The organism is Bacillus sp. V3B, from assembly GCF_024494465.1.
Taxonomy (GTDB): domain Bacteria; phylum Bacillota; class Bacilli; order Bacillales; family Cytobacillaceae; genus Bacillus_BD.
Genome location: NZ_JAETXM010000029.1, coordinates 15,999 through 33,319 on the forward strand (window position 1 = coordinate 15,999; position 17,321 = coordinate 33,319).

At 39.3% G+C, this 17,321-nt stretch carries 10 protein-coding genes; 5 read left to right on the plus strand and 5 right to left on the minus strand.

Annotated elements, in window-relative coordinates:
• Nucleotides 1–230: 230 nt before the first annotated feature.
• Nucleotides 231–1,337 carry a zinc ribbon domain-containing protein gene (locus JMM81_RS19810; protein WP_256243270.1) on the minus strand — a complete coding sequence of 369 codons (1,107 nt, stop codon included), beginning with the start codon at nt 1,335–1,337 and terminating at the stop codon, nt 231–233.
• 490 nt (nt 1,338–1,827) lie between these two features.
• On the opposite strand from JMM81_RS19810, the gene JMM81_RS19815 reads away from it, so the two are divergent.
• On the plus strand, nt 1,828–2,241 hold the full coding sequence (locus JMM81_RS19815; RefSeq protein WP_256243271.1) for a hypothetical protein: 414 nt from the start codon (nt 1,828–1,830) through the stop codon (nt 2,239–2,241).
• A 162-nt stretch (nt 2,242–2,403) separates the two neighbouring features.
• Here JMM81_RS19815 and JMM81_RS19820 read toward each other — a convergent pair whose 3' ends face one another.
• Entirely contained in the window at nt 2,404–4,569 is a 2,166-nt protein-coding gene (locus tag JMM81_RS19820; RefSeq protein ID WP_256243272.1) for an SH3 domain-containing protein, read from the minus strand.
• Between the two features lie 308 nt (nt 4,570–4,877).
• Here JMM81_RS19820 and JMM81_RS19825 point away from each other — a divergent pair, with 308 nt between their 5' ends.
• Nucleotides 4,878–6,464, plus strand: coding sequence for an amidohydrolase (locus JMM81_RS19825; protein ID WP_256243273.1), 1,587 nt, complete (start codon nt 4,878–4,880; stop codon nt 6,462–6,464).
• 90 nt (nt 6,465–6,554) lie between these two features.
• Nucleotides 6,555–7,007 carry a YndM family protein gene (locus tag JMM81_RS19830; protein ID WP_256243274.1) on the plus strand — a complete coding sequence of 151 codons (453 nt, stop codon included), beginning with the start codon at nt 6,555–6,557 and terminating at the stop codon, nt 7,005–7,007.
• Between the two features lie 115 nt (nt 7,008–7,122).
• On the opposite strand, the gene JMM81_RS19835 is transcribed toward JMM81_RS19830, so the two are convergent.
• Nucleotides 7,123–8,538, minus strand: a complete 1,416-nt coding sequence (locus tag JMM81_RS19835) for a hypothetical protein (protein ID WP_256243275.1) — start codon at nt 8,536–8,538, stop codon at nt 7,123–7,125.
• Nucleotides 8,539–9,270: 732 nt separating this feature from the next.
• Between JMM81_RS19835 and JMM81_RS19840 the strand changes: the two genes are divergently transcribed.
• On the plus strand, nt 9,271–10,863 hold the full coding sequence (locus tag JMM81_RS19840; RefSeq protein ID WP_256243276.1) for an alkaline phosphatase D family protein: 1,593 nt from the start codon (nt 9,271–9,273) through the stop codon (nt 10,861–10,863).
• A 580-nt stretch (nt 10,864–11,443) separates the two neighbouring features.
• On the opposite strand, the gene JMM81_RS19845 is transcribed toward JMM81_RS19840, so the two are convergent.
• Nucleotides 11,444–12,298 carry a glycerophosphodiester phosphodiesterase gene (locus JMM81_RS19845; RefSeq protein ID WP_375162422.1) on the minus strand — a complete coding sequence of 285 codons (855 nt, stop codon included), beginning with the start codon at nt 12,296–12,298 and terminating at the stop codon, nt 11,444–11,446.
• Nucleotides 12,299–12,725: 427 nt separating this feature from the next.
• Here JMM81_RS19845 and tnpB point away from each other — a divergent pair, with 427 nt between their 5' ends.
• On the plus strand, nt 12,726–13,904 hold the full coding sequence (gene tnpB, locus JMM81_RS19850; RefSeq protein WP_256243277.1) for an IS200/IS605 family element RNA-guided endonuclease TnpB: 1,179 nt from the start codon (nt 12,726–12,728) through the stop codon (nt 13,902–13,904).
• A 351-nt stretch (nt 13,905–14,255) separates the two neighbouring features.
• Here the strand turns inward: tnpB and JMM81_RS19855 are convergent, their stop codons facing one another.
• Nucleotides 14,256–17,318 (minus strand): efflux RND transporter permease subunit, encoded by a 3,063-nt coding sequence (locus JMM81_RS19855; RefSeq protein ID WP_256243278.1) that lies wholly within the window; start codon nt 17,316–17,318, stop codon nt 14,256–14,258.
• Nucleotides 17,319–17,321: the final 3 nt, after the last annotated feature.

The window sequence follows — 17,321 nt, forward strand, 5'->3', positions numbered from 1 at the left end:
TCTTGTACGTTGGACTCGCCACACGCCCTACTTTAGCCAAGCATGAGCAACTTCGGTACGTGTGGAGGCGATTAGAACGTTGAAGATTTTACCTAGCAGACGTTATTCCTGCTAGAACCTCATATCTTCAGTTTTCAAAGAACAACTTACAGGAATATTATACCATGCAAACAAGTGTTTGTATACACAAAAAGGCGATTCATCTCCCACTTATTTTTGGGCTTCACCCTTCACAAAATTGAAGTGGGCGTCTTCTCACCTAAAATGATAAATTGTTCGAGTGAAGCCTTTCCAACTGTTGAATCCTCTTCTGGAGAAACTAATTCCTCTTCCTTAAATTCTAAATACACATCATCTGTATTCATTACTTTGACTTCATTGGTCTTAATCACGCCATTTTCCGCTTGATATTCGGCATGTAACACAATAGAGCCATCCATTGGTAATGGACCCAATTCAATAAAGTCCCCCACCTTCATTCCAGTACTTTCTCCATTTACAAACAGAGTACTATTTTCTTCATTTGAATAAATATCTACATACTGACCTTCAAATTCAAGAAAAACATCTAGTGTATTTCCATCAGCGTTAAGAAAATCCAATTCTGTAGTTTCCGTTAACTTCGCATACTCTCCATTAAAGCTTCCCTTTAACTCATATGTTCCTGGTAGAACAGGTGTAAGAGTGAGACGATCTTTAAGTTTTTCTTTTTTACCCATGAAGTCGATTTCTACTCGCTCTAAATTAGAATCTACTTTTACTTCAAAAGGTACTGCTTCTATTTTATATTCTTGATAAAGTCCTAACTTTTTATCAGCCTGTACTAGTTTAACCATTTCATTATCGTTACGATCCACAACTAAACTAACTGAGAGTGTATCCTTTTCATAAGCACTAGCAGAATCCTTTAACCCTGCTACAACTTCAGCTTGATTTCCTTTTAAAAAGGCTAAATAATTTTTTATTTCTTTATCTTCGACTTCTTCTGGGAAATCTGAAAAAGCAATAACCTCTTTCGCTTTTTCAACATCCTGTTCCTCAACTACTGCTTCAAATTTCTCTACAGTCTTTTGAGGAGAGTACATACTTTCAAGAAACTTATGACCTCCAAATCCTAAGGCAGCTACTATTGCAATAGATATCAGGATCACTTGGTTCTTTTTAGACATAGGCTTTCTTGGTTCTTGATATCTCTGCTCAGTATTTGGCTGAACGGAAGACCTATGGTGAACACTAGCTGTCTCTTGAAACATAGACTCGTCGAATTTATTCCCACAAGAGTTACAAAAGATTTGACCTTCTCTCCGCTCTACACCACAATTTTTACAAAACTTCATCAATCTTATCCCCTTTTTCACATAGATACATAAAAGATCTGTTAAAAGTCCAGACCTCTGACCTGCATGGATGTCTGCTTTACTCTGCAAAGAAAAAAGTAAACATTATTATTCTATCCTTCTATAGAAAGATAGGATAATTATAACAAAAACATAGGGATTTATACATAAATAATGATTATTATGCTTAAATACATCTCACTTTCCTTAGGGGATTCAAATGTGAATCACGATATTTCCATTCTAAGCACGGAGACTTTCCTCACCCTCCAACCGAGGTATATCTATAACCTAGACTCCATTAAATACCATAAAATGTAAAAAATATTGTTATTTTTAACAGAAAACCTATACAAATTACTCTAATTACCGTTATAATGATAAATATTTTAACCTATAGTTCTATTAACCTATTGGTTTTATAGGTATTATAGGTTTAGTTGTCACACTCGGATTCGGTCTCTTTTCTTATTTGAAGGGAAAGAGACAAGTGAAACAACCAGCTCTGACCGCTATGAGTCTTTCACAACAACTAACCAAGGGGCAAGAAACGAAAACCTTTGCTCCAAGTGAAGGCGAACAAAGTAGCGAAAAAACTAGCTTTTATGAGGATCGTGATCCTGAAAGGCCTGAACCAAAGATGGATGACCTTTCCCTGCAGCCCTTGCCTTCATTTGATTTTTCGGATATACCTGTTAGGAACCACCAAAACGTTAGTGAGACAGAAGTACTTTCAGAAGATCATGATGTTACAAAGACACTCGTTCTAGGAAAAAAGAGTGTTCATGTCCATCATGTCCAGGTTCCTGAAGAAGACAGGATTGCAGAAACGACTGTAATCGGCGAAGAAGAAGTTGAAGTGACAAAGGTGCTAAGTCAGGAATCCGTGGGAATGAAAAAGTAAGACGGATAAGATCCTGATTACACTCAGTAAAATCGCCTTATTTTTATTCGTTGTCTAGAAGATGAAAAAGAAGATCCTCTTGATCGGGATCTTCTTTTTTGGGTGGTACCAGTAGCATGCTCCAAGATCAATTTCTAATTATCTGGATGGTCCCTGGCACCTTTATTCTTTATAGAAAGGTATTTGTAACTTAATTTTATAGGAGTCTAGTAAACTATATAAATTGTATACTTGTTTTACTTGCTTTGTTGCCCATCCAATATCTGTCGCATATTGATGGGTGGCCACTCCATTAGCTACACTATCTTGCGGATTCCATCTCATCTTATATAAGGTGTCTTGTCCGGAATTGATATAACCTTGTGAAATAAATTTTGCTCCCCCTACGATGGCATCTACAGGAGAAAACCATCCCGCATCATAAGCAAATTTAGCCCCACTGGTTACGGCGGATCCGTCATAGGCTCCGATCCCAAACATATTGTAAACGGTTTTGCCATATATCTCTACACCTTTAGCTAGCTGCGAGGTACCATTTCCTGTTTCTAATAAGGCATGGGAAATAAGATATATATCGTTTACTCCATGCTTCTCACCGGCCGCAATGAAGGTAGCCGCATGTCCTGCTAGCACTCCTTTTCCGGCTAGAATTCTTTCGTTTACCTCAAATTGATCTAAATTAGTCGCCTCAGATAGCTTTAAGAATTGTAAGGATGTTACAGAATCATCGATAAAATTGTTCGGATCGAGATGGTATGCAACATCGTCTGGGCTGGCATTCACCCATGCCTTGTTGTAGTCGATTTCATACCAATCGTATCCATCTGTTCCTTTAGTCGTTGATTTAATTTGAACCTTTTCACCACTGTTTACTTTTCCGACAACCCAATAATCCGTTCCTGCGCCACCTCTTATATTCCAAGTAGATCCTTGCACGATTCCGCTTGTAGGATTGGTTTTGTCATTGATGAGTAGAGCGTCTTCACGTATGTAGGTTGTATATTTAGTATCTGTTTGCGGATTTGCTTTCATTTGAATGTTTGTTAGATCCGCTAAAGATATGTCATATTCCTCATATTGAATATTGATTTTCTGGTTAGGTGAACTTGGTTTATCCTCTATTTTATCTATTAAATATTGCGTGCTAACATAACCGGTTTGTCCGTTGGCAGTGACTCTCGCCCAGCCATTTTCTTCAGAATATATTGTAACAACCGTACCTGGCGCGAGCTTCGTTATAATAGTCGCTTTTGTCGATGGTTCAGACCGCATATTAAGATTTGATCCTAGATTTATATCTACATATTTTGAAAGGGTTTCTGTTTCAGGTGTCTTATCTGTTTCCTGCTCATTACTTGATTGATCGTTCTCAAAGTCATCTCCTGCATCTGTTTCTGGTATAACGGGTTCCAGTTTTGCAGGTTCTGGTGTTGCAGGTTCTGGTGTTGCAGGTTCTGGTATTGTAGGATTGGGAACAACTGGATTACTCTCTGAAGTAGAATCTGAATCCTGGTTTGCTCCCGGTTTTACAGTTGACAGATATTCAGAGCTAACGTATCCTTCTTTCCCATAAGCTTTTATTTGTGACCATCCATTTTCTTCGGAAATGACTGTTACTTCATGACCTCTGGCTAACTTGATGATGATGGACGCATTTGTAGATGGTTTGTTGCGCATATTTAAGTTAGATCCCTTGTCTACATCTACATATTGAATGGTTGGTGCTGGCGCTGTAGGTGCTGGTGTACTCGGAGTACTTGGCTTTGTTTTTGACAGATAGGCTGTACTTACATAGCCTTCTTTTCCGGCTGCTTTCACTTTTGCCCAGCCATCTTTCTCAGAATAGATCGTGACTTTAGTGCCATCCTTTAGTTTCGCTAAAACAGTGGATTTCGTTGTGGCGCTTGTTCTTAGATTTAAATAAGTACTTGAGCCGACTTTCACGTATTCCGTTGTTATAGTTGGTGCTGGTGTTAGCTTTGGTGCCGGTGTTGCTGTTGTACTTGCGGTACTTGGCTTTGTTTTTGACAGATAACCCGTACTTACATAGCCTTCTTTTCCGGCTGCTTTCACTTTTGCCCAGCCATCTTTCTCAGAATAGATCGTGACTTCAGTACCATCCTTTAATTTCGCTAAAACAGTGGACTTTGTTGTGGCACTTGTTCTCAGATTCAAATGAGATCCTGAGCCTACTTTCACGTATTGTGTTGTTGTAATCTCATTGATTTCAGCAACTGGTGTATCGTTTTCTGCAGCATGAATCACTTTTGCAAAAGCCGGGGTAGATAATACAGCAAAACAGATACTAGGCAAAATTATCTTTTTCATTCTTACCTCCTATAATATGTGTTAGGAAAATTATACTAATAAAGAGTATTTTAGATAAATTCTATCATATTTTTTTATTTTAGTAGATTACAATACGGTAAAATAGATCGAAATTTGTAAGATATTTCTTTTAATCGCTGTTTAATAGTCACAATTTCCTTTTATTCCACATAATTCTTAGGACATCACAGTGGACAGCTATCCTATCTTGTTACATTTGGTCAAATATTCAGCAAGTGCTATAATTTTAAAAAAACTTAAGCGTTATCGAGGATTGCTCTCTACCTTTTTAAATGGAGGAATTAGTCATGAAAAAAATCTATATAAATGGAGAAATTTATACATTTGACCCATTACAACCTTATGTCACTGCAGTTGTTGTGGATCATGGCCGCTTTATTGATATGGGAACAACAGAGGAAATGTTGTTGCAATGGGGACGAGCCGACAGTGAAAAAATTGATTTAGAGGGAAGAGCAGTTACACCTGGACTTACCGATAGCCATCTACATCTGTCGGGTGTAGCCTTCAATTTCCTAGATTTAAACTTAACAGGGGTAACATCGAAACAAGAGATGTTAGAAAAAATCCGGGCAAAAGCGAGTACACTCCAACCAGGAGAATGGTTAATTGGAAGCGGCTGGGATGAAAATCTTTTTACAGAGGGGTCCATCCCTACCATTGAAGAATTAGATCATATCGCTCCCCATTGCCCAGTATTCCTATCAAGAATTTGTTGGCATGCTTTCCTTGTGAATACGAAGGCATTGGACGTTTGTCACTATCATCCATCAATGACCGTTCCTGAAGGAGGAACCGTTGTCCTTGATGAACGGACGAAAAAACCGACAGGACGACTACTTGAATCGGCGGCAAACTTCATTAAAGAACAGATACCAGAAAAATCATATGATCAGTTGAAAAAGGCTGTTCGAAAAGCGATCTGTTATGCCATGGAAAAAGGGTTAACAAGTGTACATACAAATGATCCACTCTATTTAGGTGGTTTTCAGCAAACGTATCAACTATATGATGAGTTATTAAATCAGGAACAGCTTGGTCTCCGGTGTAATCTATTAATCGACCACCCCTTTATGAATGACTTAAAGGAAGCTGGGATGTATGCTGGCTATGGAAATGAAACATTGCAAATTGGGGCTGTTAAAATCTTTGCAGATGGTGCTTTGGGAAGCAGAACTGCTCTTTTGTCTGAAGCGTACAGCGATGTGGTTGGACATTTCGGAGAAGCTATCCATACTCAAGAGGTTCTTTACGATATTGTTCGAGAGGCCCGTTCTCTTTCTATGCCGATTGCTGTTCATACCATTGGGGATCAGGCGTTAGAAAATGTATTGGATGTGTTGGATCAGTTTCCGACTGTTTCCTATCGAGATAGACTGATTCATGTGCAAATTTTACGGCAAGAATTAATGAAACGTCTTGCACATCCAAGTCGTGTTGCTGATATTCAGCCAAGATTTATCGCCAGTGATTTTCCATGGGTGCAGGAACGACTTGGAATGGAACGGATTCAACTGTCGTATGCTTGGAAAAGTTTACTGTCTTCAGGTGTTCTTTGTGCAGGTGGTTCAGATGCTCCTGTCGAACCGCTCGATCCATTACTCGGTATCCATGCCGCTGTTACCCGAAAGGCACCAGGCCAAAACCATATTGGCTGGAACGAAAATGAAAAGTTGACTATGACTGAGGCATTCAAATTGTTTACTGTCATGGGGGCATATCCTACGAATGAAGAAAATAGAAAAGGCACGATTACAAGAGGAAAACTTGCCGATATGACCGTGTATTCATCTAACCCATTTAGAATGAGGGATGCCGATGAATTATTACATACGGATATCGATATGACGATTATTGGTGGAAATAGAATGTAGGTGCCAGGCACTATTCAAAAAAAGGATGTATGTTTTGATGGTAATTTGCACAAATTACTTGTAAGTTTTCACTTTATGGGAGGAAATAGAATGAAACACGTATGGGCCTTATCGATAAAGTTTGCTGCTATAGGAACTGTATTGTTTTCTATATTCGGCATATTCAATATTGCACTACCTACTCTCGTTATTATGTCTGTGGTCACCACAGTGATTGCTTACTTTGTCGGCGACTTAGTCATCCTTCCCAAACTAGGAAACCTCGTTGCGATCCTTGGAGATCTAATTCTTACCTTTGGGTTACTGTTAATGATGAGCTATCTATTTATTGATACTACCTTAAATAGGGTATCTGCTTCCTCATTTTCTGCTCTTTCTATTACAGCGATCGAAGTCCTTTTTCACCTTTATGTGAAAAAACATATCTTTACAAATTCAGATGAAAGCTATATCCCTACAGTGACCAAAAGTGATCAGTTTGCAACAGAGTTCTCCAAAGAACTAAAAGATACGAATACAAGTCCTAAAACAGATGATGAATGATCCCCCACTTCAAATTTTCTAACGAGAATTTGAAGTGAGGCTTTCTAATATGCCCTTGTTTTTCCATGGATACAATACATATAGGGAGATCTTGTAGCGTCCCTATGATTGCTTTTTATTTTAAAAAGCTCATAAAGTTAGAGAATGAAGTTACTAAGTCTTGATAGTATCCAATCAATTTATCCTTTAAAGGGTTTTGGTTGGATTGATCACTTTCTACTTCTTCTTTTTGGTCACTTTCTTGTTCATTTTGACTTACTTCTACCGTTTCAACATTTGAAACTTCTTCTTCAGCTACTGCTTGAACTGGTTCTACAAGATCTGTTTCAGCATTTTCTGCTGTTTCTTGTTCACCTGGTGCTTCATCATTCTCTACATTCACTTGGCTTTCTACATTAACCTCGGAGGTATTCGTTACATCTAAACTTGATTCATCCACAGTCGTTTCTAATGCTGAATCTGTATCTACAGTTGTTGCTTCTACTGCTTCACTATCAACTGATACTGCTGATAAATCATCTGCAACGATTTCTGATTCGTCACCTGTTAATTCTGTATTTGTTTGACTAAAGTACTGATCAATGAGAGATTGATAGTTTTCAATGAGACTTTGATAATTACCACCGATTAATTGATAGGTTTCATTTACCCATTGATCAAGAGAGTCATCATCTTGATTTTGTTCTTCTGTTCCAGAGTTGATATTTCCTGCTTCATCGAAACTTTCTTCAGTCGCTTCATCAACTAGAGCAGATTCATCTTCGATTACTTCTTCCGTTTCTGTTTCTGAATCAACTGGAGTTTCTCCTTCTTCCTCTGTTCCTTCTTCAGCTACTACTTCTCCATCAGCTTCTGCTTCATCTTCGATTACTTCTTCTGTTTCTGTTTCTGAATCAACTGGAGTTTCTCCTTCTTCCTCTGTTCCTTCTTCTACTTCTACTGCTTCATCAGACTCTGCCTCTTCTTCGGCTACTTCTTCCGCTTCTGTTTCTGAATCAACCGGAGTTTCTCCTTCTTCCTCTGTTCCTTCTTCTACTTCTGCTTCTTCATCAGACTCTGCTCCATCTTCGGCTACTTCTTCCGCTTCTATTTCTGAATCAACCGGAGTTTCTCCTTCTTCCTCTGTTCCTTCTTCAGCTTCTGCTTCATCATCAACTTCTGCTGGAACTTCAGTTTCTTCTCCCTCTTGTAACTCCTCATCACTAGTTTCATCTAGATTATCTTCCGGATCATCATTAGTTGTGTCGAGTTCATCTGTTTTGAACGAATTATTTTTAGCTAATTCGCTAACTAGTTTTCCTTTTTCAGGAGATCCTGGCAGGCTGTTTGCTAGTGTAGATACTTCCTGACCATGATTCTTTACTTGTTCAATAATTTCTGGATTAACTCCCTTTTCATCAAGCTCCGCTGCAGAAATGGGTGCACCGGCAACTAAAAAGGTTGCGGCCATCATAGATGTCGACATCACTAATGGAGCTATTTTCTTCGATAATGTTTTGTTCTTCTTGGAATCCATTTGTTTTTTATTCATTTTCTTCATCTCCTAATTCGTATTTGTCGTTTTGCTGGCAGGATGAATTTTCTCCTGAAGTCCATTTTTGTACGTAGAAAACTCTCGCTAGCACCCTGAGAAAGAATGAAAGATCTCAAGCCTTCTAACTAGTAACTCTATCAACTGCCTATCTCTAACTATAGGAAAGTGATATTACTATTCCATGTTACTAGGGTTAAAAAAAATAACAGTTTTCTTACGTATTTGTAGAATTTTGCAACAAAGGAAACTTTTCAGAACGGTAAATGACCCTTATTTTATACATAATGATTACGCCTTCATTATTGCTTCAATGCTATTTCCATTGTTTTCCCCATACGGTAAAATATTCATACACATGTATTATTTTCCTTTACAAAAAACATCAGTAAATGACATTCACTTTTCTTTTATTAAGGGAATATAATAATTCACTTAACGGAAAAGGAATATTTTACTACTCAATCATTTCTAAAAAAGACTGTATGTAATAGCTTTATCGTTGAAATCACGATCACTCCTTCCTTACATCATCGATCAAACTAAATGTTACAAATCGACATCACGAATCATTCCTTTTTCCTGCAGACAGTGGCGAAATTCCCTATTTTCCTATTTTGAAAGACATGACTAAATGACCGCTTTTATCCATTTACTAATACTTTACGATGAATTCAAATTTTCTAAATATTCATTATCTAAACTTTAGTAGACGACAAGGAGGGCTAAAATATGAAAGAAGTTGACAAGAATCGCAGAAATTTTTTAAAAAACACAGGAAAAGGAGTCGGTGTTGCACTAGGTGTTACGATTGCTAATTCATTGCCAGTGAACTTTGCATCTGCTGCCGAATCTAACAAGCTACAATATCCTTTTACATTAGGGATTGCTTCAGGCGACCCACTACCAGATGGGGTTGTTTTATGGACTAGACTTGCTCCAGACCCATTAAATGGAGGTGGCATGGACCATCATCCATTCCCTGTCCAATGGGAAGTTTCTCTTGATTCTAAATTTCAAAATGTTGTAAAGAGAGGAACAGAACTTTCAAAACCTCAACTAGGGCATTCTGTCCATGTAGAAGTTGAGGGCTTGAATCCTTCCACATGGTATTACTACCGATTTAAGGCCGGTTCTGAAATGAGTCCAACAGGCAAAACGAAGACAGCTCCTGCCTATAATAGTCAGGTTGACCATCTAAAATTTGCATTTGCTTCCTGCCAAAACTGGTCAGCCGGCTTTTACACAGCCTATCAACATATGGCCAAAGATGACCTGGATTTAGTGGTTCATTTAGGAGACTATATTTATGAAGGGAAACACGATTCAACGATTCGACCAATGAATCAAGTTTATCCTGAAATCTATACCATTGATGACTATCGCAACCGTTACGCCTTATATAAATTAGACAGCGATTTACAGGCTGCCCATGCAAATTTTCCTTGGATCGTTACATTTGATGACCATGAGGTAGATAACAACTGGGCAGGTGAGATTCCACAAGATCCTAAAAAACAATCTAAAAAAGATTTCTTAGCACGGAGATCTATCGCTTTTCAAGCCTATTATGAACATATGCCACTTCGACGTACCTCCTTGCCAAATGGTGGCAGCATACAATTATTCCGTCGTCTATCTTTTGGTAATTTAGTAGATTTTAATGTATTGGACACTCGTCAGTTCAGAGATGATCAAGCAAATGGAGATGGCTGGAAGGTTCCAACTCCTGAGTCTGAGGATCCAACCCGTACCATGCTCGGGGAACAACAAGAGCATTGGTTATTAGATGGGCTGGATACGTCACAAGCTAAATGGAAAGTACTTGCCCAGCAAGTCTTTTTCGCTCGTCGTGATTATGATTTTGACCCTGAGGAAGAATATGTAAGTATGGATGCTTGGGATGGATACCCTGGGTCACGCCAACGTATACTCGACCATTTAGCAGAGAAAAATATTATGAATACCGTTGTCCTCACTGGGGATGTTCATACAAACTGGGCAAATGAAGTGAAAGCAAATTTTGATGATGAAAACTCAGAAAATGTAGCGGTGGAGTTCGTTGGGACATCTATTTCTTCCAATGGAGACGGATCTGATGTCAATAACAATACGGCCCAAATCCTACAAGAAAATCCACATATTAAATTTTTTAATAACCATCGTGGCTATGTGCGTTGCAAGCTGACTCAACAAACGTGGCAAACGGATTATATGGTCATTCCATATGTATCAAGACCAGGTGCACCAATCAGTACACGCGCTTCTTTCGTTGTGGAAAATGGAAAATCAAGTTTAAAGCAATTAACAGCAAAACCTTTATAATGATAGAAAGTTAGCTAATAACAAAATACTCACCGAGTAAAATAAAATGAAGAAAAAAGAAGATGAATACCTACTAACGTAGTGTTCATCTTCTTTTAATCAAACGTTTGAATCAAATTCGCCCCGCCGAATTTGCGCCCGGATTTTTATCACGCTTCAGAAAGCCACATCCTGTGGCTTTCGCCTGACTAGGACGTCCTGTCCGTCGTCGAGCTCACTCGATCAATTACCTTTAAAAAATCGAAAGGCTCGCCGGAGGCTTAACTTCATTCAGTCGGGGTTTGAACCCCCCACTGAATCAGAGAGCTTTTTGCATTCATCCCCCACTTACAGAAGTGGAGGACTTCTGTACCTGTCGCAAGCTTTCGGTACAAAAAGCATTTGCTGAATGAAGTTAAATCTATATCTTCCACTTCTTGATTCTTTTTTCCAAGTTTGAATAGCCCGTTCTGTTACACATTGAGTTAACGTTTTTATCTGGATCGTACGCTTAGCACCCTAGCTTCTACCTTATCCGAAAATAAAAACAAAAAAGACGAAAAGCCTAAATGGCACGTCGTCTTTTATTCATGCACTTTGATTATTTCCCTTTCTTCACTTCATGTAGAAGATCTGGAAAGTTGGTAAACATCCCGGTTACACCCCAGTCAATTAGCTGTTCCATTCTTTCTTTGTCATTGACCGTATATGGATGGATCTCAAGCCCGTTATTAACAACCTTTTGTACATATTCTTCGTTTAAATAGGTATGGTTAGGTCCAACTGCCATAGCATATTCTTTAATCTCAGCGATTTCAGCATCCGTAATCGCAGCATACGATCTATAAGAAGTTAATTGAACAAGCTGAACAGACGGATCGAGTTCATTCATGATTTTCAAACTTTCAGGACTAAATGATTGAACAAGGAGTGTCTTTTTATTGATATCATACTCGTTTACGAGACGTAAAAGTTCTTCTTCCATCCCTGGATAAATGTCAGGAGACTTTGTTTCGATATAATATTTCGCATTCTTACCAAACTTTTGGAAGACTTCTTCAAGTGTTGGTACTGTTAATCCTTCATAATCCGGATTCGCATATTGCGGGTATGTTTCGTTAAACCAACTTCCTGCATCAAGCTGTTTGATTTGATCGAGCGTGTAATCTCTAACAAGGCCTGTCCCGTTTGTCGTGCGATCCACTTTCTCATCGTGCATGGCAATTAGCTGACCGTCTTTTGTCATTTGCAAATCTACTTCAATATAATCGCCATGCATTTTTTCCCCCATGTCATAGGATACAAGTGTGTGTTCTGGGGCATAACCAGAAGCACCACGGTGTGAAACATTGACGATATCTTTGTGTTTTTCCTTAGCCATAGCAGCACCTCCACCTGTCGTAACCCCAACGACCATAACAATAGTACTTAGTGCTGTTAACCACTTCCCTCTCATTTGTACATCTCCCATCACTCTATTAATAGACTGCTCTTCAAAAATATCAATAGATTATTAATTCCCTTCTACTAGGAAGGTGAAAATTAGTTAAGAAATGATTTCAAATGTAAAAAAAGGTTATTTTACACCTAGTCTCTCCGAAATATGGGGTTTTATCTAAAATAGGCGAGAATACCCCTTCCTCAAGGAATGTGAAGGGAGTTAGTCCAATGAGTAGGGAAGGGATGAATCGCCTTCGGACAAGGGATGGCTTTCTTGCCATCTCGATTGTCCGACTGTTCGAGAGCCTATCTATTACTTAACATAAAAAACATCATACGAGTTCCAAATCGCCCTTTTTTTAATTCATTTTAAAGAGAACAAATGTTTGTATTTTGTTCATAAAAATGGTAAAATGGAAGAAGGAAAAGGGAGGTGTCAACGTATGTTGGTGAACAAATCCTATAAGTTTCGTATCTACCCTAACCAAAAACAAGCAGGGCTCATGAATAAGACCATTGGTTGTTCTCGTTTTGTATTTAACTTCTTTCTTGGCAAACAAAAGGAAAAAGACGCTTATTGGTCGATCGTAGAAGAAATGAAACAGAATGGTCAGCTTCCCATGAATCATTGGAAAGGCAAAGGCTTAAATAAATATGAAACCGTTAAATCACTTCCTGAACTGAAGCAGCATTATCCCTTTTTAAAAGAAGTAGATAGTATTGCTCTGCAAAAGTCTGTTGAAAATCTAAGTGACGCCTATGAGCGATATGACAAAAAGCAAAACAAACAGCCCCGTTTTAAGTCTAAAAAGAATCAGGTTCAATCTTACACAACCAAGCATACGAATGGAAATATTGCGGTAGTCGATCATTATATAAAACTACCAAAATTAGGACTTGTTCGTTTTGCCAAAAGTCGTGAAGTGGAAGGACGAATTTTGAGTGCTACCATCAGACGTAATCCTTCTGGAAAATATTTTGTTTCTTTAGGAACGGAGACAGAAGTCGCAGAATTACCTAAAACCAATTCAGCTGTCGGCATTGATGTAGGTGTCAAAGACTTTGCGATTCTTTCAGATGGAACATCCCCTTATAAAAACCCAAAATTTTTCCGCACCTTAGAAGAAAAGTTAGCCAAAGCCGGGCGAATCATGAATAGACGAACCGTAGGCGGTGCGAACTGGTATAAAGCCAAACGTAAAGTGGCCCGTATTCATGAAAAGATTGCTAATACACGTAAAGATTACTTAGACAACATCTCCAGCGAAATTGTCAAAAACCACGACATCATCGGAATGGAAGATTTGTCGGTATCGAATATGCTTAAAAGTCACCATCTTGCTAAAGCCATTAGTGAAGTATCATGGTCACAATTCAAAACCATGATTGAATACAAGGCAAAATGGTATGGAAAACAAGTCGTTACAGTAGCGAAAAACTTTCCTTCCAGTCAGCTTTGTTCTTTATGTGGTTACAAAAATAAGGCCGTTAAAGATCTTGGATTACGTGAGTGGGATTGCCCAGAATGTCATACCCATCATGACCGAGATATTAACGCAAGTTTAAATCTTAAAAATGAAGCCTTAAGACTTCTAACCGTTGGAATGACGGGGATCGCCTAATCAATAACTGATCGATAGATCGGTGTTCTTAGGAATCCCCCACTTCAAATTTTCATTAGAAAATTAAGTGGTGGGTAGTTCAAACCTAGTATCTCCGAATTATGGAGTTTTATTTTATAGGGGATTTTTTACAAGGAAGCATATCCCATTTGTTCTCTTTCAATTTCATCGCGATACGATAGTAAAACACGCAGAAACCTTGGCACAAAATGAAGGAATGAATCTCACTACGATTAATTACCACTTTTTGGATGGTACCTGACACTTTTATTTTTGCAAAAAAGAGCCTCCACACCTAGACGTGGAGGCTCTTTTCAGATTTATGGAACTATCTGGATGGTGCCTGGCACCTTATCGTGCAAACCAACTTTTCACTTTGTTGGTCAACCCGTCGAAATAGGTATAGATAACTGGCACAAATAGTAGGGTTAAGAACATCGAGAAGGTTAAACCAAAGATGATGACGATCGCCATCGGTTGCTGGGCCTCTGCTCCTTCTCCGAGCGCTAACCCTAAAGGAATCATCCCGAGTGTCGTTGTCATCGTTGTCATCAAAATAGGCTGCAAACGCGATGGCCCTGCTTGTAAGATCGCTTCATTACGATCCATCCCCTGGCCTCGTAAAATATTAATATAGTCAACCAACACAATCGCATTATTAACAACAATCCCCGCTAGCATAATAACCCCAATAAAAGCTGGAACACTAAACGGAAGTCCTGTCACAAATAATCCGACTATCACCCCAATAATCGCAGTTGGCATCGAAAACATAATAACAAACGGATACAAGAACGATTCAAACTGAATCGCCATCACCGTATAAACTAAGAAAATTGAGAAAATCAAAGCCATTCCTAAATCCATAAACGACTCCATCATATCCTCTGATTGTCCACCCATTGAATACGAGTATCCTTCCGGAAAATTCATCTTAGCTAAGCTTGCTTCTATTGCTTGACTGACCGATAGAATATCGGCACCCTCCACATCACTTGTTACATTCATTTGACGCTGCTGATTCTCACGACTAATCACAGATGGTCCCTGTACTTGGACCAAATCCGCTACAGCTGATAACGGAATCGATGTACCTGTTGGTGTCGAAAGTAGCATCGTTTCTAAATCACTGATCGTCGAGCGCTGATCCTCTGGGAAGGTCACTTTAATATCAACTTCAGCCCCACCTTCCTGGTAACGAGTCGCAATTTGACCATTAAACCCCAGCTGAACTTCCGACATAATCTGTTGGTAGGTTAAGCCATATTGTGAAGCCATTTCTCGGTCTACAATAACTTGAATCTCTGGACGAGTTTCCGTCGCAGAGGTAGCCGGATTTTGCACCCCATCTACTTCTGAAATAAGCCACACCACTTGCTGGGACAGTTCTTCTAACACTTCCTGGTCTTCTCCATTAATCTGGATTTGAATTGGTGAGCCCGTCCCTAAGTCCATCGACTGTTCAGACACCACAATTTCAGCTCCAGCAATATCTACGACCGACTCACTGATTTCTTTGGCCAGTTCAGAAGTTGCTTGATTACGATCAGCTGCTGGAATAAGCTGAATCGTAAAACTCGCCGTATTCCCTCCAGCACTCGGGTCAAAACCACCGCTACCTACAGAAACATAGTTCGTTGCCATTCTATCTTTATAGGGTTCTAACCTTTCTTCAATCTCCATAACAACACGTTCCGTCTCCTGTAAAGAAGACCCACTCGGCGTTTCCACCGATATCGAAAGCTGACCTTGATCGGAAGAAGGAATGAAAGTAGCTCCAATTTGAGTCGCTAGCCCAAGACTCACCAACAACGTCACAAACACAACTCCTACCGTTGTCTTACGATGTCCGAGACAATAGCGTAGCAATTTTTTATAAAGAGATTCAAAAGCCGCTAAAAAGCGATCAAAAAAGGATGGCTTTTTCTCTTGAAAGTCCTTTTCTTTCGTTAACAACTTCGATGTTAACATTGGTACTAAGGTCATCGACACAACCAATGACGCAATTAAGGAAAAAGAAACCGATAAAGCGAGCGGTGTAAATAAATCAGATGCCAGTCCTTCTACAAACACAATCGGTAGAAAAACAACAAGCGTTGTTGCTGTAGAGGCAATAACCGCACCGGACAATTCTTTTGTTCCTTGAATCGATGCCTCTTTAATCGAGTAGCCACGTTTCCGATACTTCACGATGTTTTCTAAGATGATAATCGAGGTATCCACCATCATCCCGACTCCAAGAGCCAGTCCACCTAAGGAAAGGATGTTCAACGTTTCTCCTGAAAAGTACATCATCGTATAAGTAGAAATAAGCGATATTGGAATGGATAAACCAATAACAATCGAAGATCGTGTACTTCTTAAAAATAAAAAGATGACAAAAATCGAAAGCACAGCTGCTAAAATCATATTATTCGTAACAGAGCTAATCGAGCTTTTGATAAACGTAGAAGTATCAATAACAGTTGTAAGCTCCACTCCTTCTGGCAGCTTTTCCTGTAATTCTACCATTGCTTCTTGAACTCCTTCTGCCACTTCCACCGTATTTCCGTCGGATTGCTTCATCACAGACATCACAAGGGCAGGTTGATTATTCACAATGGATAAGGAACCGACTTCTTTGAAGGTATCCTTCACTTTAGCGATATCCTTTATTCGAACTTCTGCACCTGTTTGCAGTTTAATGGACATATTTTTAATATCTTCAACAGATTCAAAGTCTCCATTAATCCGAACTTGAAGCTCTTTCGACCCTTTTGTAATCGTACCGGCCGAACCGGAATTGTTTTCGGCATTTAAGGATTGAATGACTTGCGTTGTGGTTAACCCATATTGGGTTAGAAGCGCCTGATTGAGCTCCACTTGAATTTCACGTGTTTTCCCACCATCAATTGATATGGATGCCACACCTTTTGTTCTTTCTAAATAAGGAGCAACGGTATCTTCTGCTAATTTCTGAAGAAGCACTGGATCCTTATCCCCGGCTAAGCTGATCCACATAACAGGTGTTTGCTGTGGGTCAAAACGAAGGACAGATGGATCATTAGCTCCTTCTGGTAAAAACCCTTTGATTTGATCGACCCGTTCCCGCACTTCGATTAAGGCGTTATCCAAGTCAGTCCCTGTTTGAAACATGAGGACTACCAAGGATGCATTTGCCATCGACTGAGATTGAATCGAATCAATTCCTTGTATCGAGGAAAGGGACCCTTCTAACGGCTCACTGACGAGTTTTTCTACTTCCTGTGGAGCGGCACCATCATAGGAGGTAGACACGACCGCAATCGGTAGGTCTATTTTTGGAAAAAGATCAATCGCTAAGTTAGAGAGAGACACAAAGCCTAGAGCTAAGATTCCAAGGAAGAGCATGATCACTCCAACAGGACGTTTGACGGCTGTTTCAATGATTTTCACGTT